General features: G+C 62.8%; 18 protein-coding genes. 8 read left to right on the plus strand and 10 right to left on the minus strand.

Annotated elements, in window-relative coordinates:
* Positions 1-136: 136 nt before the first annotated feature.
* Complete coding sequence (locus tag J9314_RS14645; protein WP_246490413.1) at positions 137-1417, plus strand: CDP-glycerol glycerophosphotransferase family protein; 1281 nt, start codon at positions 137-139, stop codon at positions 1415-1417.
* 15 nt (positions 1418-1432) lie between these two features.
* Here the strand turns inward: J9314_RS14645 and J9314_RS14650 are convergent, their stop codons facing one another.
* From J9314_RS14650 to J9314_RS14680, 7 genes are all read right to left on the minus strand, one after another.
* The gene (locus tag J9314_RS14650; protein WP_210603087.1) at positions 1433-3235 is read right to left on the minus strand and encodes a glycosyltransferase; all 1803 of its coding nucleotides are present in this window, start codon (positions 3233-3235) and stop codon (positions 1433-1435) included.
* A gap of 139 nt (positions 3236-3374) precedes the next feature.
* Entirely contained in the window at positions 3375-6029 is a 2655-nt protein-coding gene (locus J9314_RS14655) for a glycosyltransferase family protein (protein WP_210603088.1), read from the minus strand.
* A 110-nt stretch (positions 6030-6139) separates the two neighbouring features.
* A complete protein-coding gene (locus tag J9314_RS14660; protein WP_210603089.1) occupies positions 6140-8260 on the minus strand; it encodes an acyltransferase family protein in 2121 nt (706 codons plus the stop codon).
* Between the two features lie 104 nt (positions 8261-8364).
* Positions 8365-9288: a glycosyltransferase family 2 protein gene (locus J9314_RS14665; RefSeq protein WP_210603090.1), complete on the minus strand. Its 924-nt coding sequence runs from the start codon at positions 9286-9288 to the stop codon at positions 8365-8367.
* Positions 9285-10136, minus strand: coding sequence for a CDP-alcohol phosphatidyltransferase family protein (locus tag J9314_RS14670; RefSeq protein WP_210603091.1), 852 nt, complete (start codon positions 10134-10136; stop codon positions 9285-9287). Before J9314_RS14670 ends, J9314_RS14665 begins: the two co-directional genes overlap by 4 nt.
* Positions 10137-10180: 44 nt before the next feature.
* Complete coding sequence (gene tagD / locus J9314_RS14675) at positions 10181-10570, minus strand: glycerol-3-phosphate cytidylyltransferase (protein WP_127364802.1); 390 nt, start codon at positions 10568-10570, stop codon at positions 10181-10183.
* Positions 10571-10673: 103 nt separating this feature from the next.
* Complete coding sequence (locus J9314_RS14680; protein WP_210603092.1) at positions 10674-11942, minus strand: CDP-glycerol glycerophosphotransferase family protein; 1269 nt, start codon at positions 11940-11942, stop codon at positions 10674-10676.
* Between the two features lie 134 nt (positions 11943-12076).
* Here J9314_RS14680 and J9314_RS14685 point away from each other — a divergent pair, with 134 nt between their 5' ends.
* Positions 12077-13207 (plus strand): magnesium and cobalt transport protein CorA, encoded by a 1131-nt coding sequence (locus tag J9314_RS14685; protein ID WP_210603093.1) that lies wholly within the window; start codon positions 12077-12079, stop codon positions 13205-13207.
* Positions 13208-13264: 57 nt separating this feature from the next.
* Here the strand turns inward: J9314_RS14685 and J9314_RS14690 are convergent, their stop codons facing one another.
* Together J9314_RS14690 and J9314_RS14695 are read right to left on the minus strand one after the other, a co-directional pair.
* Complete coding sequence (locus J9314_RS14690; RefSeq protein ID WP_210603094.1) at positions 13265-13648, minus strand: DUF2267 domain-containing protein; 384 nt, start codon at positions 13646-13648, stop codon at positions 13265-13267.
* A gap of 50 nt (positions 13649-13698) precedes the next feature.
* Positions 13699-14772, minus strand: a complete 1074-nt coding sequence (locus tag J9314_RS14695; RefSeq protein WP_210603095.1) for an aldo/keto reductase — start codon at positions 14770-14772, stop codon at positions 13699-13701.
* Positions 14773-15026: 254 nt separating this feature from the next.
* Here J9314_RS14695 and J9314_RS14700 point away from each other — a divergent pair, with 254 nt between their 5' ends.
* From J9314_RS14700 to J9314_RS14720, 5 genes are all read left to right on the plus strand, one after another.
* A complete protein-coding gene (locus tag J9314_RS14700) occupies positions 15027-15905 on the plus strand; it encodes a glycerophosphodiester phosphodiesterase (RefSeq protein WP_210603096.1) in 879 nt (292 codons plus the stop codon).
* 13 nt (positions 15906-15918) lie between these two features.
* Positions 15919-16677 (plus strand): dihydrofolate reductase family protein, encoded by a 759-nt coding sequence (locus tag J9314_RS14705; protein WP_210603097.1) that lies wholly within the window; start codon positions 15919-15921, stop codon positions 16675-16677.
* Positions 16677-17183: a flavin reductase family protein gene (locus J9314_RS14710; protein WP_246490414.1), complete on the plus strand. Its 507-nt coding sequence runs from the start codon at positions 16677-16679 to the stop codon at positions 17181-17183. Before J9314_RS14705 ends, J9314_RS14710 begins: the two co-directional genes overlap by 1 nt.
* Positions 17184-17286: 103 nt before the next feature.
* Complete coding sequence (locus tag J9314_RS14715; protein ID WP_425514165.1) at positions 17287-18621, plus strand: TrkH family potassium uptake protein; 1335 nt, start codon at positions 17287-17289, stop codon at positions 18619-18621.
* A 64-nt stretch (positions 18622-18685) separates the two neighbouring features.
* Positions 18686-19426 (plus strand): potassium channel family protein, encoded by a 741-nt coding sequence (locus tag J9314_RS14720; RefSeq protein WP_181272978.1) that lies wholly within the window; start codon positions 18686-18688, stop codon positions 19424-19426.
* A 15-nt stretch (positions 19427-19441) separates the two neighbouring features.
* Here the strand turns inward: J9314_RS14720 and J9314_RS14725 are convergent, their stop codons facing one another.
* Complete coding sequence (locus tag J9314_RS14725; protein WP_139908814.1) at positions 19442-19864, minus strand: organic hydroperoxide resistance protein; 423 nt, start codon at positions 19862-19864, stop codon at positions 19442-19444.
* A 161-nt stretch (positions 19865-20025) separates the two neighbouring features.
* Between J9314_RS14725 and J9314_RS14730 the strand changes: the two genes are divergently transcribed.
* Entirely contained in the window at positions 20026-21459 is a 1434-nt protein-coding gene (locus J9314_RS14730; protein ID WP_246490415.1) for an MFS transporter, read from the plus strand.
* Positions 21460-21511 lie beyond the last annotated feature (52 nt).

Consider the following 21511-nt stretch of genomic DNA (forward strand, 5'->3'; position numbering starts at 1 on the left):
GGCGTGTCAGTTTCCTACGTTCGATGAATAGCGCTTTGAGGCTTTCAGTGACCGCCAACCTGGTTGCCCGTAAAATTGAACTCCGAACTGCTTCTCAACAGGTAGAAGCATCTGAGTCCACGTCGAAAGGGACACTTTGAAGAGCCTGCTCCGCAAGACCGCCCTCTGGGCGGTGCGATCGCCTGCTTGGAAGAACACGAGCAAGTGGATCAGAGGAACCGAGCGGTGGAACCGGCTCGAAGACGAATTCGATGGCAGCTACGCCACTGGTGAAGTCGTCGTCTACTTCGGTGATCGCAGCTCCAAGTTCTATCAGCTCGAACAGTGGCTCCCCGTCCTCGAGGAACTGCATAAGAAGCACCGGGTCGTTCTTGTCCTGCGCAAGGGATCGGCACTGCTTCAAGCACTGGAATCCACCCACCTGCCGGTGGTTTTCAAACGACGCTTCGACCCTCTTCACACCTTCTACCATGCCAACGAGTTCAAGCTCGCGCTCTATGTGAACAACGGTGTGACGAACTTCCAGTCCCTGGCCTTCGCCCCGATGGTTCACGTTCACGTCAATCATGGTGAGTCGGACAAGCTGAGTATGGTGTCCAACCAGGCGAAGTCCTATGACAAGGTGTTCGTCGCTGGTGATGCTGCGATCGAACGACACCGCAGAGCGCTCATCGATTTCGACGAATCGGCGCTGGTCAAAGTCGGTCGCCCGCAGCTGGACATCGACAGGCCGGCCGAGCTCGAGCCTTCGTCAGCACGGACGATCATGTACGCGCCGACGTGGGAAGGTGAGAACGAGTCGAACAATTACACCTCGGTCGACCTCTACGGCCCTCAGATCGTTGAGGCCGCATTGAGGATCCCGAATACTCGACTCATCTATAAGCCTCATCCCCGGGTCGAAGCTTCCAACGACCCTGCAATGACCGAGGCGAGCACGCGCATCCTCGCGCTCATCGACCACGCGAACGAAGCGATCGACGACCCGATGCAGCAGCACCAGGTGCTCATGCAGGGAGACATCCTCGCCATGTTCGACGAGGTCGACCTGCTTGTCACCGACATCTCCAGTGTCGGCCTCGATTACCTCTACCTCGAACCGCACAAGCCCTTGGCACTGACGGATCGCCGCACCGATACGACCAAGCTCAATGCCGAAGCTCCCATCAGTCGAGCCACCCCGATCATCGACGAAACGACGGTCGACAGAGTGGAATCGATGCTGCTGGAGATGCTCTCCGAGGATACGGCCGCCGCTGCCAGGCAGGAACTCAGGCAGCACTACTTCGGAGAAGGAGACAAAGGGACGTCGACGGCACTGTTCACCGATGCCGTCTCAGATCTCATCGTCGATCGCACCGTCGAACTGAGGAAGTTCCATTCAGAGAGCACCAACGCCGAGTCCAGCGACGACTGAGGTATCGCGTCTGTCTTACGAACGTGGTCGGACCGACAGGTTCCCGTGCTTCGTCGAATACCAGTCCCTGTCCCCTGCCTGCACGGCGCGGAACCGTTTCGGCGTCTGAATCCTCCGCTTCGCTGTCCACATGTCATGGGCTCTGCGCAGGAACACGTCGAAAGTCTCGTCGGGAGACTCCGAGAAGCCCGCGTAGTCGACGTCGAAGCTAAGAACGACTCTGTTGCCGAATCTGCGGGTTGAGATCTGCGTACTGCTGCTGACGAAGAAGGTGCTGAGCGTCCGGCCCGCAACGACCAGCTCCAGGCTCTCGGCGATCGCCGGATGGATCTGGTCGAGTTCGATCTCGAACCGGCAGCCTCGAGGCGTCGCCTCGCAAGTGAGCTTTTTGGCGTCGAGCGGTGGTGCCGGTTCGTCGACCCGGTCATCGGGCAGGTTCACTACCGTCACTTCCTCCAGCGCGTCCCGCCAACGCTGGTATCCGGCTTCAGGCAAGTATCGTTCGACAGTTCTCCTTGCCTCCCGGCGCATGTCGTCCACGCGGTTCTCATCCGATGAGAGGAAGGTCTCGATCTGGTCGGCCAGCGCGCCGATGTCGCTCCACGGTGTGATGAAGCCGTTGCGACCGTGCTCGATCAGGTCCCGCGGGCCGTAGGTGATGTCATAGACGATGGGGATGCATCCGGCCCCCATGGATTCCATCATCGACAGCGGCAGCCCCTCACTCGTGCTCGTGAGCATCGAGAACGACGCTGATTGCAGTCGTTCTGTCACATCGGTGACATAGCCGGGCAGTTCGACGCGATCGCCGAGGTCGAGGTCGTCGATGAGTTTCTCGAGCCTGCCTCGCTCGCTGCCCTCACCGAGGACGGTCAAGGAGACGTCGATTCCGCGGTTTCGCAGTTCTGCCACCGCACGGATCGGATGATCGATGCGTTTAAGCGCGATGAGGTTGGCTATCATGACAGCCGAGTTCAGTGCTCGCGGCCGCGGAGCTTCCTCCAGCACTGCCGATTCAGGCAGCTCTCCCGTCAGCAGTCGGATGTTCGCCTCAGTGAATCCCAAGGCTCTCACCGCCTCGGCCTGCTGTTCCGTCTGCACTCCGACGAGATCGAAACGGTCGAGGTTGCGGATCGTGTCCAGCCTGCGCGGCAGGATCTGACCATGGTTCCCGTTCCACGGATGGCGAAGGTGGGTCCCGTGGAGGAACAGAATGAGTGGGAAGGCCCGGTCCGAGATCTCGTGGATGAACTCGCTGACCTTCTTCTCATCGACAATGACGACGGCAGGCTCCTTCGTCACCACCGCCGAGATCCAAGCATTGTAGAAATCTCGAGGTCGCCGCCATTCCGTCATCGACCGTCCGTCCGGCGAATGCAGGATGAACCGTCTGCCGAGCTTCGGATCCTCGATGTCAGCGACCAGGAGGCTTCCGTCCGCTCGCCGATAGTTGCGTCGGATGACTGCTCCGGTCCGCGTGTTGCGGAACACATCGTAGAAGGCGGTGATGTTCTCGACCTCGCCGCCCTCCGGCGGTACCGGGGCCCGCAGCGATTCGCCCTTGAGCGCAGTCAGACCTGATTCGGTTCTGGCGCGCAGTTCCGGCCAGATGTTCACCAGCTCCACGTCGTCGCTGATCTTTCCCTGAGCGATCAGACGGGCCCTCGTCTCATCAGTATCCATCCGCGGGCTGAACGTGAGGATGGTCTGCGACAGCGGATGACCGAACTTCTGAAAGCTGCGAATCCGTCGGAGAGCGGCGGTCGTCATCCCGCCCATGGATTCGGGGATTCCCCAGAGGAGGTTATAGTCATGCACTGCGTCTGTGCCGAGAGGACGGGCAGTGTCGACCGGGTCAGCATGGTTGCCGTTGGTCTCAGGGAATGGTCGAGCATTCAGGCTCACTGCTGATGCCTTTCTTCAGTTCAAGGGCGAGAAGGGCGCTGAAGGTGGTGCTTCACCGACTCAACGCCATGTGACCGTAGTGGCGGGTCTGGCCGCGCCAGTTGACGATCTTGGGATCCGCCGAGGTCTCCCATTGCGCGCGGACGTTCCAGTCGCCGTCGAGATCCGCATAGCGTCCACGGACCGCCGTCTGCAGAGCATCGACATAGCCGATGGTGACCTCGGACAGCAGACCGAGGACACGATCTGCAATTCCTTCTCTGCGCAGTGCGCTCGGATTGAGCACAGCGATCTGAGGGTCGAAGGGAGCGAAGTCCTCGTTCATTCCCGAGTGGCTGGCGAAGACGTACTTGAGCGCACCGACGTGGTCGTCGCCGAATGAGCTGGCTGTCCGCCGCATCAGGGTGAGCCCGCTGGATCGGTTCTTCCTCACGTCGTGCTTCGCCGCGATGAACGCGTCGCCGAGGTCGGTGGCCGCAAGTTCGGCGATGTCGGCCCTGACCTCCGCCGCCGCGGGAACGACGACGAGCCGCTCATGGTCGGGGAACAGTTCCGGCAGCAGAGCCTGCACCAGGTCGCTGGTGTTCTCGACACCGGGGAACGTCATCGGGGGAAGAAGGTGAATCGTGCCGTTGGACAGGTGCGCCCCGATGTCGTCGGACTCAACCGGGTCGAGGGCGCCCGCAGGCAGCCACACTCGAAAGCGCTCCGATGCGTGGTCGTCGATGGCCTTGACCGCATTTGCAACCAGCGGCTGTTCGCCCTTGTCGACGGTCATGACGATGTCCGTGACGTTGCTCTCCGGCGCCGGCTTCTCAGCCGCTTGAAGCGATGCCGCAACTGCGGCCCCGTCCGCCTCGGGCAGCTGCGCAGTGGCGAGGTATTCATCGGCGACAGCCATATCGTCTGCCGTGATCTCGACCCACTTGCTGTAGATCTCGTCTTCGGATGCTCCCGTGGCGATGAGGGGAATCAGCACGGAGAGCTTGTCGAGGATTCCGTTGCGAATCGCGTCGAATTCGTCGTCGTTGATGCCGATCAGTCCGCCGAATCGAGAGTCGGACTTGTTCTTGGGCTCGAACTCGACGTCCGCGCCCACAGAGCGTGCGGGAAGATTGGCGTGCAGACGAGAGGTGAGAACCTGCTTGTACTTAAACGCATAGTCGGCGACCCAGTTGCGGGCCAGTTCGAGGTTCTCCGGGAACGACTTGTCGCGGATGGCGGTGACTGTCTGCTTCTTCTGCGGGCCCTTGCCGCCCTTCGTCCAATCGACTCGCAGGGTTCCCTTCCGGTGGTCGGCAGACGGTGCGGGGAAGAGCGTATCGACGGTCGTCGTCAGGCATCCGGAGAAGAAGGCGGGGACGCCGACGGCGCGGAGTACCGCCACTGACTGCCAGTCGCGGCATCCGACCGGGCCGTATTTCTTCAGGTAGGCGATGGCCTCAGGAGTGAGCATCTCGGGATAGCGGACGAAGACCGACAGCAGGATAGGTCGAAGGTTCGGATGGAACGGAATGTTGAATGATTTTCCGAAGATGTCGTGCATGTACCAGCCGAAGGCGATGTACCAGGTGTCTTCGGGGATCTCCTGGTAGACGTTGCCGTCGCGGTAGACCTCCACGAGGTTGAGCTCGGCTTCGGGACCTGGGTACTTCCGTTCTTCTTTGACGGACTCGCGGAGCTTCGCGAAGAGCGTAGTCAGCCCTTTGTCACCGGAGAACGTAAGGTTCTCATAGCGGAGGAGGTGACCGATCGAGGCGATCGTCTGGATGTAGTCGCCGATGTTGCGGGAGCGGATGCCCGGCTGATCGTAACTGAGCACACCGAAATTGCGTGTCCCCGATGTCGTGGGAATTGGTTCGAGGTGTTTGCCGCCGGGCAGCCAGTCGAGCATGCGGGTGAGTTCATAGCGCACCGCCTCGTCGAGGTGGTCGTCCTGTTTCAGGCGTGATTCGACGAGGGTGCGGACGTGATCGAAGGCATCGATGCAGAAGGCAGATTCGGCGGTGCGCAGCACGGCTTTCGCGCTCCACCGCTCCGTCTCTCCGGACTCGTTCGATCGTTCCAGCAGAGGCAGAGCTTCACGCCCGAGGGAGTCGATGGCAGTGGGGTAGTACTCTTCGGCGGCCGCGACGATGAGATCCCGATCATCGACCTGTGCGAATTCCGCCCACGCCACGGCCGGCTCCGAGGAACGCTGATACGCCATTCCCAGAAGTGCTCTGCCGACCTCCTCGTGGTGGGGCTGAGCGCACAGGCCGAGTCCGATGGACACGACCTCGGACTGGAAGCCGGCGGCGATGAGTGCTCTGGCCGCGTGGACGTTCGAGGGGCCGAAGGACTCCCCCTTGGCCAGCGACTCGGACAGCGTCGAATGTGCTTTCAGCCGTGCCAGCTGCCGTTCCTTGGACGCGACCTCGCGCGACGACGGTGCGACGTTCCAGCCATCGATGTCTTCGGCGGTTCCACCCCTGAGCCCGACGGCAAGCTTCCGATACGCCCGGGCGGTGGCGGCTGCGTTCTTCTGCGCCGCGGCGGCCGACTTCTTGCTGCCTTTGCCTCCGGCAGCACGTTCGCGCACGTATTTTGTGCCGGACGCCCTCTCGACCACGGGAAGTGCCCGTCGAGCAACTCCGTGGACCACGGGCTTGATCAGCTCGCGTCCCTTGCTGATGTATCGATCTGCTGAGTTGCGTCCAGTGGTCACTCGTGTCGTCCTTTGCAGAGGGTTCAGTGAACAGTCGGTGGTCGGGACCGATCAGGGTCACACAGTATCGGACTTCGCTGTCAGTTCGGTGAACCGACGAGCCCGATCAGTCAGTCGAAGGTGTGCAGCCCCGACCGGCGCAGGCTCGCGTCGAACTGCGGCGCCAGGGTCTGCGCATAGGTGGCAGTGATGTGAGCGGTGTCGAAGTACGTGATGACTCCGCCGATGACGGGTTCACAGGTGCCGTCCGGGCAGAACCAGTCCTGCGGGTACATCACGGAGATGTGCTTCGAGTCCATTGTCCTCGCCGAGGCGGCCAGGGGATCCATCCAGTGCCAGGACTCGGGGGTGCCCGAGCATGCGTCGAGGTCGTCCTCATGCTTCGAGACGCAGTCGGGCACGTTGATGTCTTCGCCGCCCGGGTAGGGCGTGTCCCTGACGACCATGACGTCGAGCTTCGCGTCCACCCAGCTCTGCAGGATGGACCGATGCCCCTCTGGGGCCTTCTGTTCGGTTTCGTCCCAGTCCATGCCCTGCAGCGGTGTGGATTGGCGTTCCGACGTGATCACTGCATCGAATCCGCCCGCGGTGGTGCGGTCGACCACCCAGTCCGCGTAGTCCTGACAGCCCTTGGTCTCGTCCGGAGTCGACAGTTCCTGGGGCAGGGTCGAGATACTGCAGTTCGACGCCAGGAACGTGGTGATCGTCCAGTCGTTCTTCTCCGCCAGTCTCTCCAAGGTCGGCAGCCAGTGCCCGGCATGGGAGTTGCCGACGAGGGCGATGTGCTTCGAACCGTCACCGTAGGTGCATTCGGGTTTGCTGGAATACGGTGCACTCGCCCAGCACCCGTCTGCGTAGGCCTTCGACTTGTCCTTTTTCGCCGCTGCGGGTTCCATCTGCAGAGTGTTCATGTTCTCGCAGTTCGGATTGTCCTTCGCTCCGGGCAGGAGGATCCCGGCGCCGAGGCAGGAGTCCGGATCAGCCAGCTTCGATTGGAGGCTGTCCTCGTTCTGTTCGACGATCCGATTGGCGATGGTCACCTGACTCACCCCGAGGGCGCTGACGATGGCCATGGCGATGACAGCGAAGCCGAACGCCTTCGCCGAACCGCTGAGGACCGCGGTCTTCCGGAAGCGATTCTCCACCCAGGTCGTCGACGCCCAGGCGGCGAGGATCGAGACGATGATGATGACGATCTTTGAGGTGAACCCAAGGGCCTCCGAACCTCCGAGTTTCACCGACAGGTACGGCACGAGGACGATGAGCGGCCAATGCCAGAGGTAGACGGAGTAAGAGATGTCGCCGAGGAAGCGGATCGGCCGCAGCGACAGCAGAGGGAGCACGGATCTGGGCCCGCGTGAGTCGGCGAAGATGACGAGTGCCGTCGACACCACCGGCACGAGAGCCACGAATCCGGGGAACGGCATGTCGGAACGGATGACGAACGTGCCCACAACGATGCCCGCCAGCCCGATCCACCCGAGCAGCGAGCTGAACGGCAGGCGCTCGGGTCGGATGAACGTCACGAAGACGGCGATGAGACCGCCGGATGCCAGTTCCCACATCCGCGTCGGCGTGATGAAGTACGCCATTGCCGGTTCTGCGAACGTGTACCAGGCGGAGAAGACGAACGACGCGACGAAGACCCCGAGGACGGTGAACCCGACGAGTCGTCGGGACCGCCCGAACTTCGCACCGAGGAGGAATGCCAGGCCGAGGATCATCGGCCAGAGGAAGTAGAACTGCTCTTCGACCGACAGCGACCAGAAGTGCTGCACCGGGGAAGGTGCATTGTCGGCTGCCAGATAGTCGACGCTGGAGATCGCGAAGTCCCAATTGACGACGTACAGCGCTGCGGAGACGATCTGTCGGCCGGTGTCTGCCCAGATCGACTGGGGCGCGACGAGGAAGGTAGCGACGCCGACGACGAAGAGGACGAGCAGCGACGCGGGAAGCAGCCTCTTGATCCGTCTGGCCCAGAAGTTCGCGATATCCCCCCAACTGCGCGGGGGCTTCTTGATGAGGTGGCTGGTGATGAGGAAGCCGGAGATGACGAAGAAGATATCGACACCGACGAATCCGCCGTCGAATGTGGTCGGCCACAGGTGGTACAGCAGCACGATTCCCACGGCCAGTGCGCGCAGTCCCTGGATGTCGGACCGGAAGCCGGAGGTCTGAGGAGCACTGTTCGCGTGAGAAGAGTTTTCAGCAACTGGGGCTGATGACGACATGTATCGGCTCCACTCGGTTTCTCAGTCGGCTAGATCGGACCCGACCGCGGTCCCTGTCAGTTCTCGGCGCGAAAGTTCGCGCACTGGGCGCACAACACCCGCGTTCACACGATCGGAGGTCGCCCGTGCCGTGACATTCGCAGCACGCCGCGTCCGGACAGCTTTCGGCGGTCTTCGTCCTTGCCCCATGGGTCAAGCCGCCAGCCGGCTCGCCACCCTTCCATCCAGGCCTTGAGCTGGTGCGGCTTGTTCGCCCACTTGATGCATTGCATCAGGGTCCACGAACCGACGTATGCCCAGCTGAACGGCCAGGGAAGATTTCGCCTGGCCAACCAGACGCGGTTCCTGGCGTTCATGTAGAAGTATTCGTCATGTCGTCTGGGGTCGATCACCGGGTGTGCCACCGCGAGGTCGCCCATGTACCAGACGATGTACCCGGCGTCCCAGACTCGCCAGGCGAGTTCGATGCCTTCGTGGGCGTACCAGAAAGGTGCGGGCCAGCCGCCGCATTCGTCGAAGGCTCGACGCTGCATGCAGACTGCGCCTTCCCAGACCGAGAACACGTTCGACGAGTGATCCGCCGTCCCTTTCTTGAGCCGGGGGATCCATCGTTTCGGTGCGTCCGGTCCTCCGGGTTCCTCGACTCGAGGCTGGATCAGTCCGATTCGCGGTTTGGTGCGCATCAGCTGTGCCATGCGCATGAGCGAGGTGTCATCCGGCAGCCAGGCATCGTCATCGAGGAAGAACAGGAACTCACCGGACACGTGCGGCACTCCGGCATTGCGTCCGGCCGGGATGCCGAGGTTCTCCGGCAGGCCGAGCTTCTTGACCTGGTCCGGGATGCCTTCGGGATCCCATCCGTTGCCGACGCAGACGATGTCGAGGTCGACGCCCTTCTGCGCGAGAAGTGATTCGAAACCGCGATTGAGGTCGTCGAGTCGTTTTCCCTGGCTCAGCACGACGACGCCGAACGTGTAGCGTCGGTTCTCTTCGAACCGCTGGGAGAGGATCCTCGATTCTTCGCTCATGACAGCCTCTTCGATGCCATGATCGACAGGAAATGCCCGATGACCGACAAGAGGCACAGGGGTGCCATGATGAGAACGAGCCACCGTTCTCCGAACAGCGGTTCGGCCGCTGCCGTCACAGCAATCGCAGTCACGATGCTTGAGAGCAGCGCCATCAGAGACATCTCCACCGAATGGAAGATCCGATGGAAGGGCACGAAGCGGGCGATGCGTTTGAGCGTGGCGACGAGACCCGGATTGACCGCGGTGGCTTCCTTCGAGTCGGCGAGTTTGTCGAGTCCGTTGAACGCGCGGGAGACATGCACCATGTCATTGAGCGCCTTGTTGAGCAGGACCAGTGCGGCTAAGGCGGTGCCTGCGAGGAGAAGCGGGTATGAACCGGCCGGGTCATCGACGAGGTTGTTCCACTCCCCCACGGCCCGAGTTCCGAGGGCAACCGCGACCAAGCCCTCTGTGGTGTAGTGGCCGACCTTGTCGAGGAAGACGCCTTTGGCTCCGCTCGTGCCTCGCCAGCGGGCGACTTCACCGTCGCAGCAGTCGATGTACATCTGCACTTGGGAGAAGAACACGGCAAGTACGGCGCCCCAGATTCCGGGGATCAGCAGGCTTCCGGCGATGCACCAACCTGCCAGGATCATCAGTCCGGTGACACCGTTGGCGCTGATCCTGGTCCGAACGAGCAACATGGTGAAGTAGATCGAGATGTGCCGGAGGTAGAGCTGCGCGGTCCAGTGCTCCGCGTTCTTTCGACTGCGGACTTCTATCGGCTGGGCCTTGGCCCGAAGCTCCGCCAGCGTCGGATGGTTCGCCGGAGACTGTTCGGGCACGTCCGTTCCTCTCTGGTCCATGGTTGGTCTCCAGCCACGATAGCGCGAAGTCCGCGCCCCTTCGGTCAGGACTTACCCAGCTCGCTCTTGATTCGCGTCGTCGAGATCTCGGGAGTACGAGGAAGGTAGACGACCTCGCACTTGTCCTTGAGGAAGTCGAACTCGCCTTCCCAGTCATCGCCCATGACGAAGGTGTCGATGTGGTACTTGTCGACGTCGGTCGACTTCTGCTCCCAATTGTCTTCGGGAATGACGAGATCGACGTAGCGAATCGCCTCGAGCATGTGCTTGCGCTCTTCATACGAGAAGTACGACTTCTTGCCCTTGCCGGCATTGAACTCGTCACTCGAGAGGGCCACCACCAAGTAGTCGCCCTGTTCCTTGCACCGCTGGAGCAGGCGAATATGCCCGTAATGGAGCAGGTCGAAGGTTCCGTAGGTGATGACTCGTCGCATTGCTGTTTCCGTCCAGTGATCGGAGCCCAGGTGGTGGGCCGCGGAATTGGTCCGGCGTTATTTTACCATTCTGTAACTTCAAGTTAAGAAATTGTCGTATGGCTCACCCGCCGTGTTTGAGCCCGCGTTCTTCAGAACGCAGCTCGATGACTCGCTCGCTCGCGTGGATGAATCGTGCGGTCTGTTCACCCGCCTCGGTGTCGCCGAGGTAGAACTTCGCCAATGCGGGAACCGACTCGCTTCGGGCTACGGCTTCGGCGATGACGTCGACGACGCTTTCCCGGCCGTCGGGGTCCACTGACGGACAGCGGTCCAGAAGCCCTCCTTCGAGTACTTCCGCGTCCGGTTCATGGGGTTTGACCATCACCAGCGGTTTCCCGGAGGCGAGCCAGTCGAAAGCGACCGAGGTCATCTCGACTACAGCGAGATCGGCCTCGTCGAGCTGCCAGGACACATCCGGACTCTTGTCGAGGAACCCACGCGGATCGGACTCGACGATCTCCGCCACGTCCTCCACCGCTTTCTCGAAGTCATGACTCATGACTCCGGTACGCGGATGAGGGCGGAAGATCACTCGATAACCGGCTTCCAGCAGCGAGGTGACGATGGCTTCGCCGTTGTAGGCGATTGTTCCGTAGGCCATCGACGGAGAATCGCCCTCCCATGTCGGCGCATAGAACACCGCTTTCCCGTCAGGGTGAGCCTTCTTGAACTCGATCCACTCCCGGGGGACAGAGCGAGGACAGTCCAGTTGGGGACGTCCGACATCGAACATCCGATCGTCGCTCATTCCGTAGAGCGTCTGTTCGATCCGCTCCCTGGCGGCTTGACCGGCTGTGAAGACGTAGTCGTACCCCTTGAGCTGATTGGAGATCATCGAGATCTTCTCGCTCTCACCGTGACTGAGGTGCACGTGTGCGGGCTCGGGGTAGCGCAGCGCTTGGAAATTGCTGGTTCCCTGGTTGACATAGAAGACGGCACGGAGGCTCGGGGACTGCATGAACTTGTCGAGACCGTGGGTCAGGCGTGAGAAACGCACCGGGAACGAGGTGATGCCCTTGAGGTACTCCGCCACTGGAGCGTTGCGGACAATGATGCCGAAGGGCTGATCTCCATGGCCGTCGTCCTTGAGCCGTGCTTCCAATTGCTTGAAGGGCCACAGCCACTGCTCCAGCTGGTAGACCGAGGTGAGGTCTCCTGCGAAGTAGCCGGCCGCGACGAAGGCGTCGTCGTCCTGGGGAGAGAATTCGTCCGGCAGCCGCGATTCGCGGACACGTTCGCGAAGTCTCTGCGCCACGAGCTTGGCAACCGACTGTGCGAAATTGGCACCACGAACCGCAGTGTGCGGCAGATCTGCCGGGTGAAAGGTCATGGCATCTATTGTGCATGCCTGTCTGTGTTCCCACTGAACTCGCCCTCCTCTCCAGGTGAACGGTCTGCCGACCGGCAATCGACGCAAGCGGCCGAGATCGGCTAGTTTAAGTGTGATCCAGCGAGGAGAGCACCATGTCACCTGTCAGCCGACACCGATTCGAACGACCGTCTCTGCGGAAGCGCCCAGCGGCCGCTCCAGCGACGCCCACGCCCGAGGCTGCGTCTCTGTTCAGCCGCCGCATCGTCGACAGCGAACCTCAGGACCTCATCGTCTCCGACTCCTTCGCCGACGCCCTGACGGTGCCCGACTCGGGCAGCGATGCTTCCACGGAATCAGGGGCGATCACCCAGGTGATCATCCCCGCCTCCACTCCCGAGCTTCTGGCTGAGATCGCCTCGGCGTGGGACCTGCACCCCGTCCTCGTCGATGATCTCTACCACGCGAATCAGCGTGCCAAGATCGAACGCTACGGTGAGGTGCTCTTCGTCGTCCTCCAGTCGGCGGTGTACATCGATGCGAAGGAGGAAGTCGAGTTCAACGAGTTCCATCTGCTGATGAAAGACGATGTGCTCGTCATCATCTGTCAGGGTGATCGGTTCATCGACGGCACGCCCATCCCGGGCAGCCTCGGCGGGATTCGGGAGTACTTCACGAACGAGAAGCGCGCGTGGACGAAGGACCGCGAACTGCTCTCTCTAGGGCCCGAAGCACTCGTCTATCGACTCCTCGACACGGCTGTCGACGGCTATTTCCCGGTCCTTGACGGGCTGCAGATCGACAAGGACGGGATCGAGCGGCAGGTCTTCAGCGGTGACACTGCCGCAGCCGAGCGCATCTATCTCCTGAGCCAGGAAGTCATCGACGTCCTCCACAACTCCACGCATCTCAACCGTCTGACGCAGGCGTTGGGCAACGGGGCCAGCAAGTACGCAATACCGGACGAGCTGCGCGCCTACCTCGACGACGTCACCGACCACCTCACCCGCGTCCTCGCCGAAGCCGGCGAGCTGAGGGAGGCCCTGTCCCAGATCCTCAACGTCAACTCGACCCTCGTCGCTCAGCGACAGAACGAGGACATGAAGAAGATCTCCGGATGGGCGGCGATCCTTTTCGCACCCACTCTCGTCGGTGCGATCTACGGCATGAACTTCGATGACATGCCCGAACTCCACTGGGTCTTCGGCTACCCGATGGCATTGGGCCTCATGCTCGGGCTGGGCGTCGTCCTCTACGTCGTCTTCCGCGTCAAGAAATGGATGTGATCGCCGGAACTGTCGACGGTTCCCGTGAGAGACCCGCGTCGTAGACGGTCGGCCGTGTCAGTCCTCGAAGAGTGGGGCGAAGCCAGCGGGCAGCTGTGAGCGGAGGTCTTCGATCTCGCCTTCGGACACTGCTGCATCCACTGTCGAGAGCACTGCGCGGGCATAGGCCCTTGCGGTTTCGGGATCGATCCCCTCGCCCAGCTGATCAGCCAGACGACGGAGGAACTCATCAGCGTCGTCGGTCAACGGGTCTTCCTCGCCGTGCCGTTGAAGCGGCTCCTGCAATTCGGCAGGGAGCTGTGCGGCCAGATCTGCTGCTTCTCCGCCTTTGAGCTGCTTTCCGAGATTGTCCAGCACCGTCCGGGTCACGACGGCAGCGCTTTCAGGATCGCTCGGACCGCCGATTTCAGTGACGTTCTTAAGGAACTCATCGCTGCGCATGGTCAAACACCTTCTTCCCATATATGTGTCTCTGTGCGTGGTCTGTGACTCTATGTGTCGTCACCGAAGACATGTCGGCGCTGTTCGGCGTGGAATTCGACTTCGGCGGGCTCGGGCCGGTCCTGGGCTGTCATCATCCTGTGCCAATGCGGGTAGTAGGCGGGCAGCTGCGAAGCCGCAGTGATCCGATCCCGGGCCTCCGCCGGAAGCGTCAGTTCCGCGGCATCGAGATCGTCGGTGAGATGTTCGAACTTCCGAGCCGCAATCACCGTGCCGTCCACACCCGGGCGATCGAGGATCCAGGAGATCACAACCTGCGGGATCGACCAACCCAGTTCATCCGCGATCTGAGCGAAGAGGTCGATGAGGTCATAGGCTCGTTCCCAGTCGGTGACGTGAGGTTCCGGCCAGCCGGTTCCCTGTCGAGTATCGGAGGGCGTCTCCTGACCGCGCCTGACTTTCCCGTTGAGGAGCCCCTCTCCCAGCGGACTCCAGCCGAACGTCGCCACTCCCAGGTCACGCGCGGCCGGGATGATCTCGTATTCGATCTCGCGGGCCTCGGGCGTGTAGTACACCTGCTGGGCGATCGGTCCTTCGAGTCCCGCCAGCTGCGCTTCATAGACCGTCTTAGTCAGCTGCCAGGCGCTGAAGTTCGAGACTCCCCAGTAACGGATCTTCCCGGCTCGGATCATGTCATTGACAGTGGAGATGGTCTCCGTGATCGGCGTCTGCCCGTCCCACTGGTGGATGTAGAGCAGATCGAGATGATCGGTGCGCAACCGTTCGAGGCTGTCATCGACTGCTCGCACCAGATGCTGTCTGCTCGCACCCGAATCGTTGGGCCCCTCACCTGTGGGCATCCGAGCCTTGGAGGTGAGGATGACATCATCACGTCTGTCGCCCATGATTTCGCCGAGCACCCTCTCCGCATCACCGGCGGAGTAGAGATTTGCAGTATCGATGAAGTTCACTCCACGGTCCAGGGCCTCGCGGAACTGGCGTCGAGCGTCGTCGCCGCGGATGCCTGCAATCTTCTCGAATCCTCCGCCGGATCCGAATGGAATGGTGCCCAGCGCCAGCCGTGAGACGTGCAGGCCTGAGTTCCCGAGTCGGGTGTAGTCCATGGGCAGCTCCTCCTCGCCATATCGTCGGAATGGGTACGAATGCGAACTGTGCACCCACGATTCCAAAGCCGCTCGATCGACGCTACCCCTCCCGTGAAACTGCTGAAAGCACTAGAATTCGGTCACTCTGACGGTCCGGAGTGATGTCCGCTGCGCAGAGTGGCCCGGCCATTTCCCGCACGTTCTTCTGACCTGCCGGAGGCGTTCACGGCGTCTTCGCCGCACGGTCGCCTGCCGCTCCTAGCGTCGCTGGCGTGAGAACACAGAATGCGACATCCACGCCCACCCGCCCACTCACGATCATCGCCACTGCAGCACTCGCGGTATCGGCCACCTTCGGTGCCGGCATCTCCCCCGCGACAGCCGCGAGCCTCGGTTCAGCAGGGAATGACGCTCCGGGACTCGGCTCCCCCAGCGACTACACCGCACCCGACAAAGTCACCGACCTGACATTCCCCACCACGATCTCCCACCGAGGCGGCGCCGACGTCTACCCCGAAGAATCCATGGAAGGGTTCACCGCCTCGGCGAAAGACGGCTTCCTGCCCGAGATGGACATCCAGTTCCTCGCAGACGGCACCCCGGTCCTCAACCACGACGACACCGCCGACCGCACTCTCAACGGAGTCAGCGGACCCATCCGGGATCTCAGCCGCGAAGAATGGGATGCAGCCACCATCAAGCACCCGGCCGGCGGAGAAGACGCCGCCACCGTCACCCTCGATGAACTCCTCGACGAGATGGGCGGCGACGTCGTCCTCGTGCCCGAGATCAAGCCCGGAGCCACCTCGGCGGAAGTCGATCAGGTGCTTGACGAATTCGACGAACGCGGACTGGCCGACTCACTCATCGTCCAGTCCTTCGACTTCGAAGCAGCGAAGACGATCGCCGAACGCGGGTACACCTCGCTCTACCTCACCGGGGCGACCTTGCCCGACGAGTCCCTCGACGAGATCGAGGACGCCGGCATCGAATGGGTCGGGCCCAGCACGAAGCTGCCGAAGAAGGACATGCACGCGCTCGACAAGGCCGGCTTCCACGTCGCCCCCTACACCCTCGAGACCGCGAAGGACGGGCACCGCCTGCCCGGCTGGATCGACGGCTTCTTCACCGACAACGCCTGGCAAGGCTGAGTAGACTGCACGGATGGAGCCTCTCGAACGCAGCGCACCGATTCCGGACCCACTGACGCCCTATCTCGAGGTCGACCGCTCCCAGCCGCGACACGAATGCTGGGTGACCGGCCACATGGTCGCCGGTCTCGACGGGACCGCCGCCATCCACGGGCGCGTCGGCGCTCTGTCGACAGAACCGGATCAGGCTCTGTTCCGGAGGATGCGACAGATCGCCGATGTCGTCATGGTCGGCGCGCAGACGGTGCGCAGCGAAGGCTATGCGCCGATGCGTCTGAGCGAATCGGCTCGATCGCAGCGGCGGGCTCGGGGACAGTCCGAGATGCCGCCGGTGGCGGTGGTCAGTCGCAGTCTCGACCTCGACTGGTCATCCCAGGTCTTCGCCGCGGCCCCCGAGCATGCGCGCACCATCGTCATCACGTGCGCACAAGCGGACCCCGATCTGCTGGCGGCCGCGGAACAGGCGGCGACAGTCATCATCGCCGGTGAGGAGCGGGTCGAACCAGCCGCCGCTCTGCAGGCCCTTGCCGGTCTCGGCCATCGGGTCGTGCTCTGCGAAGGCGGACCGCGGTGGCTCGGAGAGCTCGTCGCCGCCGGCCGCCTCGACGAGCTGTGTCTGTCGGTCTCACCGATGATGGGCGGCGATCAGCTTCCCGTGAGCGTCACTCCTCCCGGAGCGGGCATCGCTCAGTTCTCTCTGAAGTCGACGATGGTCGCCGATGACACCCTCTTCCTCCGCTACGAGGCGAAGCCACCGGACGGGAGAGTCTGATGAGCACTTCTCTCGACGACCTCATGGGCTCCGTCGATTCCCCGCTCATCGTCGTCACCACCTCGGCGGAGGGCGAACGGGCCGGCTGTCTGGTCGGCTTCCATTCCCAGGCGAGCATCTGGCCTCAGCGGTACTGCCTCTGGCTGTCGAAAGCCAACCACACCTACCGGGTCGCGCTGCGTGCGGACCGCTTCGCCGTGCATTTCCTCACCACCTCCGACCGTGAACCGGCCCGGCACTTCGGGTCGGTCTCCGGATCGGACACGGACAAATTCTCCGGCCTGGACTTCACCATCACCGAGGATGGGGTGCCGCTGCTCGCCGACCTGCCGAACCGCCTCCTCGTCGAACGGGTCGCGATGCTCGACGACGGAGGCGACCACGTCTGCCTCACAGCACGCGTGCTTGCGACCGAGTCCGCGGGTCACTTCACTCCCCTGCGACCTTCCCAACTGGGAGATCTCACTCCCGGACACGGCAGCGAGGAACGAGCGATCCGGCCGTAAGCCGAGTGCCGAACAGACCCCCTTGTGGCCTGGGGGAACATCGGTACTGTTGAGCCTATGACGTCTACGGCAGAGCTGATTCAGGGTCGATAGCATGCCGACCGTGCATCATCCTAATCGCAATGCCATCGACCGCGTGGTCGTGACCTACCTTGCGGCTCTGCTCCTCGGCACGGGCCTGCTGATGCTGCCCGCAGCGACGTCGACTCCCGGCGGCATCTCAGTGCTGTCTGCGCTCTTCACCGCCACCTCCGCAATCAGCGTCACGGGCCTGGAGGTGCTCTCGACCGGAAGCGACTACACGTTCTTCGGTCAGGCAGTGATCCTCGGGCTCATCCAGCTCGGCGGCCTCGGCGTCCTGCTGTTCACGACTCTTCTGGCCATGCTCGTCGCGGGAAAGGTCGGGCTCAGGCTCCGGGAGTCGGCCGCCGCCGAGGCCAAGAGCTCCGATATCGGAGGCGTCCGACCCATGGTGCTGCGGATCATCGGTCTCACCCTCGCCACCGAGGCGGTCGTTGCGACGACGCTGTTCCTTCGCTTCGCCGTCCACTACGGTGAAGAACCCGGAGACGCGGCGTGGGACGCGATCTTCCATGCGGTCTCGGCGTTCAACAACGCCGGCTTCGGTCTCAGATCCGACAGCCTCGCCGGCTACGCCACCGATCCCTTCGTCTGCGCACCCGTGGCCGCGGCGATCATCCTCGGCGGACTCGGCTATCCGGTGTTCATCGAGATCGTCCGACGCTTTCGGGCCCCGCTGGCGTGGAGCATGACGACGCGTGCGGTGGTCGTCGCCACTCCGGTTCTGCTCCTGGTCGGCACGGTGTTCATCGCCGCAGTCGAATGGAACAACCCCGGAACTCTGGGACGATTCGACCTGTGGGACAAGCTGCAGGCGGCCGCATTCCAATCGACGACCACACGCACCGCGGGTTTCAGCACCGTCGACATCTCTCAGCTGCATCCCGCGACCTGGTTCGTGATGGACATCCTCATGTTCGTCGGCGGAGGCCCGGCGGGAACCGCGGGCGGGGTCAAGATCACCACTGTTCTCGTGCTGCTGGCGATGACCTGGGCCGAGATCTCCGGAGGCACGGCGACGAACCTCTTCGGATCCCGAGTGGCACGATCAGCGTACCGACAGGCGACGACGGTGATCGTCCTCGCTCTCGCGCTCATCGCCACGGCCACCATCGTCCTCATGCTCGATGACCCGCGTCCCGGCCTCGATCGCCTCCTCTTCGAGGTCGTCTCCGGCTTCGGCAACGTCGGCCTGTCGACCGGCATCACCGCGGGGCTGCCCGGAACGAGTCAGGCCGTCCTCATCGCAGTGATGATCCTCGGTCGGCTGGGCCCGGTGACCGTCGCTTCGGGACTGGCGCTGCGGGCACGGGCCATCCGCTACGAGCTCCCGGTCGAACGGCCGCTCATCGGCTGAGCAGCCCGACCGGCATCACTGCCTCACAGTCAGCACCCACGCACTTCAGGAAAGGAGACCGGAGATGAAGAGCAGAAAGTGGCGCACGCGACCTGCGGCGTTCTTCTTGGGCAACCCCCACCCCCTGGCCAGGGACGGTGCGGTGGCCGTCATCGGGCTGGGTCGCTTCGGCGGATCACTGGCCACGGAACTGGCCGCCTACGGCGTCGACGTCATCGGCATCGACATCGACGAGGCGGTCGTGGCCCAGTACTCCGACAAGCTCGCCTTCGTCTCCCGAACGGATGCAACGGATGAGACCGTGCTGCGTCAGCTCGGCATCGAGGAGGTCAGTCGAGTGGTGATCGCCATCGGCAATGACCTCGAAGCCGGCATCCTCGTCGCTTCGAAGGTCCTCAAAATCGGGAATCAGCATATCTGGGCCAAGGCGGTCAGTCAGACGCATGCGGACATCCTCGGACAGTTGGGCATCGACAATGTGATCCGTCCGGAGAACGATATGGGGCGCCGGACAGCGCATCTCATCCGCGGGCACATGTCCGACTTCATGCCCGTCAGCGAAGACTTCGTACTGGCCCGCACGGCCCCGCCGGTGCGCATCTCGGATTCACCGCTGGCGTCGTTCGACATCAGACGCGAGTACGGGATCAGTGTCGTCGCGTTCAGGCGTGACGGTGAGGACAGCTGGAACATCGCTGATCAGGATGTCACTCTCTACGCCAACGACGAGATCCTCGTCGCGGGCGCGCCCCGCGAGGTGGAGGACTTCAGCACCCTCGACGAAGAGGATGACGAGGAGGGCTGAAGTCCTCGACCGGTCTCAGACCGCGACGACCTCGACGGGGATGTTGCCACGGGTGGCCTTGGAATAGGGGCAGAGCTCGTGGGTGCGGTCGACGAGCTTCTGCGCTGTCTCGAGGTCCACGTCGGGGATGCTGACCTCGAGTCTCACCGACAGGCCGAAGCTCTCACCCTCCTTGCCGATTCCGACTTGGGAGTTGACGACGGACTTCGAGGTGTCGACGCCCTGTTCCTTGCCCGCCAGCCCGAGTGCGCCCTGGAAACAGGCCCCGTAGCCGACGGCGAAGAGCTGTTCGGGGTTGGTGCCGCCGCCGGGTCCGCCCTGTTCCTTCGGTGTGCGCAGGTCGACGTCGACCATCTTGTCGTCGGTGGCGCCATGTCCGTCCCGACCGCCGGTGATCTCCGCGCGAGCGGTGTAGGCGATGTTCTCAGGTGTATTCATTGTCTGCTCCTCACTTTCGATTTGTCACAGGTCTCCCGAGACTAACGCAGTCACCGCGTTCCCGTAAGGGGGCGCAGACGTCCTGATCGCAGTGTTAACCTGCCGGCCAGAAACCGTTGAGAAACCACGGAACAGACGACCGCAGAGGGAGGGCAGACGCTGTGAGCGACTCCGCTGAGAAGATCCCCACGCCCGACGGCATCGACATGAAGACGATGCCGACCGAAGACAGACGCACACTCAGACGAGCCATCAGCGGGTCCGCCCTCGGCAATGCCGTCGAATGGTTCGACTACGGTGTCTATTCCTACGTCTCGGTCTACATCGCCAATGCGTTCTTCCCCGGCCAGTGGGGTGTGGCACTCACCTTCGCCTTCCTCGCCCTCTCGTTCGTCTTCCGACCCTTGGGCGGCTTCGTCCTCGGCCCCCTCGGCGACAAGGTGGGGCGACAGCACATCATGGTCCTGACCATCATCATGATGACCATCCCGACGACGCTGATCGGCATCCTGCCGACCTATGCGACCCTGGGTGCGTTCGCTCCCGTGCTCCTGCTGCTGTGCCGGATGGTCCAGGGCTTCTCCACGGGCGGAGAGTACGGTGGTGCGGCCGTCTACATGGCAGAGTCGGCACCGGACAGACGCCGAGGCTTCTGCGGTTCGTTCCTCGAACTCGGCACCTTGGCCGGAACCGCCTCGGCGGCCCTGGTCTGCACCGTTCTGCTCGTCTTCGTCGGCAGCGACGGCATGGATGCCGGCTGGTGGCGGCTGCCGTTCCTGCTCACACTCCCGCTCGGCGGGATCGCGCTGTGGCTGCGGATGAAGCTCGATGAGCCCGAGGCCTTCTCCGCGGCGACGAGCCGGCAGCAGACGACGAAGAAGCCCTTCCGCGAACTCTTCCGCGGTTACTCGAAGCAGATCACCATGCTCATGGCCTTCGTGGTACTGCTCAACATCGGCCAGTACATGGTGCTCACGTACATGCCCACCTACCTCAGCAGCACATTGGGCCATTCGGAGGTCGAGAGCAACGTCACGCTCGTCATTGTGCTCGCTGCGATGATGGTCGTCATCACTCCCCTGGGCCGGCTGACCGACACCATCGGGCGCAAACCGGCCCTCTACACCTCGGCGATCGGGTTCATCGTCCTCTCCGTCCCCGCGTTCCTGCTCATACAGGCCGAAGGGACCGGCCTGCAGATCCTGGGATTGGGCATCATCGCCCTGCTCCAGGTCATGCTCCAGTCCTGCGTCTCGGCGACGCTGCCGGCGATCTTCCCCACGCAGGTGCGCTTCTCCGGTTTCGCCATCGGCTACAACATCTCCACGGCGATCTTCGGCGGAACGACCGCGGCGGTCAACACCTTCGTCATCCAGAAGACCGGCTTCGAGCTCTTCCCTGCCGTCTACCTCGTCGCCGCCGGAATCATCGGGCTCATCGGCATCCACTTCTTCAATGAGACAGCCGGTCGGCCCATCGACGGCTCGACACCACCCGGCTCCGAGGACGAAGAACTCGCCGAGATGGGCTATGACCTCATCGGCTTCAACGACAACGGCACCGACGCCTCAGAGGACAAGCAGACTTCCCACTGATGTCGCTGCCGCTTCCCAAGCGTCGGCCGAAGGTCCACGATGGAGTGAGGGA

The sequence above is a fragment of the Brevibacterium oceani genome (assembly GCF_017948325.1).
In the GTDB taxonomy this organism is placed as follows: Bacteria; Actinomycetota; Actinomycetes; order Actinomycetales; family Brevibacteriaceae; genus Brevibacterium; species Brevibacterium oceani.

What these genes read in the sequence shown, in the direction of transcription:
- J9314_RS14660 (WP_210603089.1), bottom strand. Translation starts at nt 8,260, where the DNA reads ATGTCGTCATCAGCCCCAGTTGCTGAAAACTCTTCTCACGCGAACAGT.
- J9314_RS14665 (WP_210603090.1), bottom strand. Translation starts at nt 9,288, where the DNA reads ATGAGCGAAGAATCGAGGATCCTCTCCCAGCGGTTCGAAGAGAACCGA.
- J9314_RS14670 (WP_210603091.1), bottom strand. Translation starts at nt 10,136, where the DNA reads ATGGACCAGAGAGGAACGGACGTGCCCGAACAGTCTCCGGCGAACCAT.
- tagD (WP_127364802.1), bottom strand. Translation starts at nt 10,570, where the DNA reads ATGCGACGAGTCATCACCTACGGAACCTTCGACCTGCTCCATTACGGG.
- J9314_RS14680 (WP_210603092.1), bottom strand. Translation starts at nt 11,942, where the DNA reads ATGACCTTTCACCCGGCAGATCTGCCGCACACTGCGGTTCGTGGTGCC.
- J9314_RS14685 (WP_210603093.1), top strand. Translation starts at nt 12,077, where the DNA reads ATGTCACCTGTCAGCCGACACCGATTCGAACGACCGTCTCTGCGGAAG.
- J9314_RS14690 (WP_210603094.1), bottom strand. Translation starts at nt 13,648, where the DNA reads ATGCGCAGCGATGAGTTCCTTAAGAACGTCACTGAAATCGGCGGTCCG.
- J9314_RS14695 (WP_210603095.1), bottom strand. Translation starts at nt 14,772, where the DNA reads ATGGACTACACCCGACTCGGGAACTCAGGCCTGCACGTCTCACGGCTG.
- J9314_RS14705 (WP_210603097.1), top strand. Translation starts at nt 15,919, where the DNA reads ATGGAGCCTCTCGAACGCAGCGCACCGATTCCGGACCCACTGACGCCC.
- J9314_RS14710 (WP_246490414.1), top strand. Translation starts at nt 16,677, where the DNA reads ATGAGCACTTCTCTCGACGACCTCATGGGCTCCGTCGATTCCCCGCTC.
- J9314_RS14720 (WP_181272978.1), top strand. Translation starts at nt 18,686, where the DNA reads ATGAAGAGCAGAAAGTGGCGCACGCGACCTGCGGCGTTCTTCTTGGGC.
- J9314_RS14725 (WP_139908814.1), bottom strand. Translation starts at nt 19,864, where the DNA reads ATGAATACACCTGAGAACATCGCCTACACCGCTCGCGCGGAGATCACC.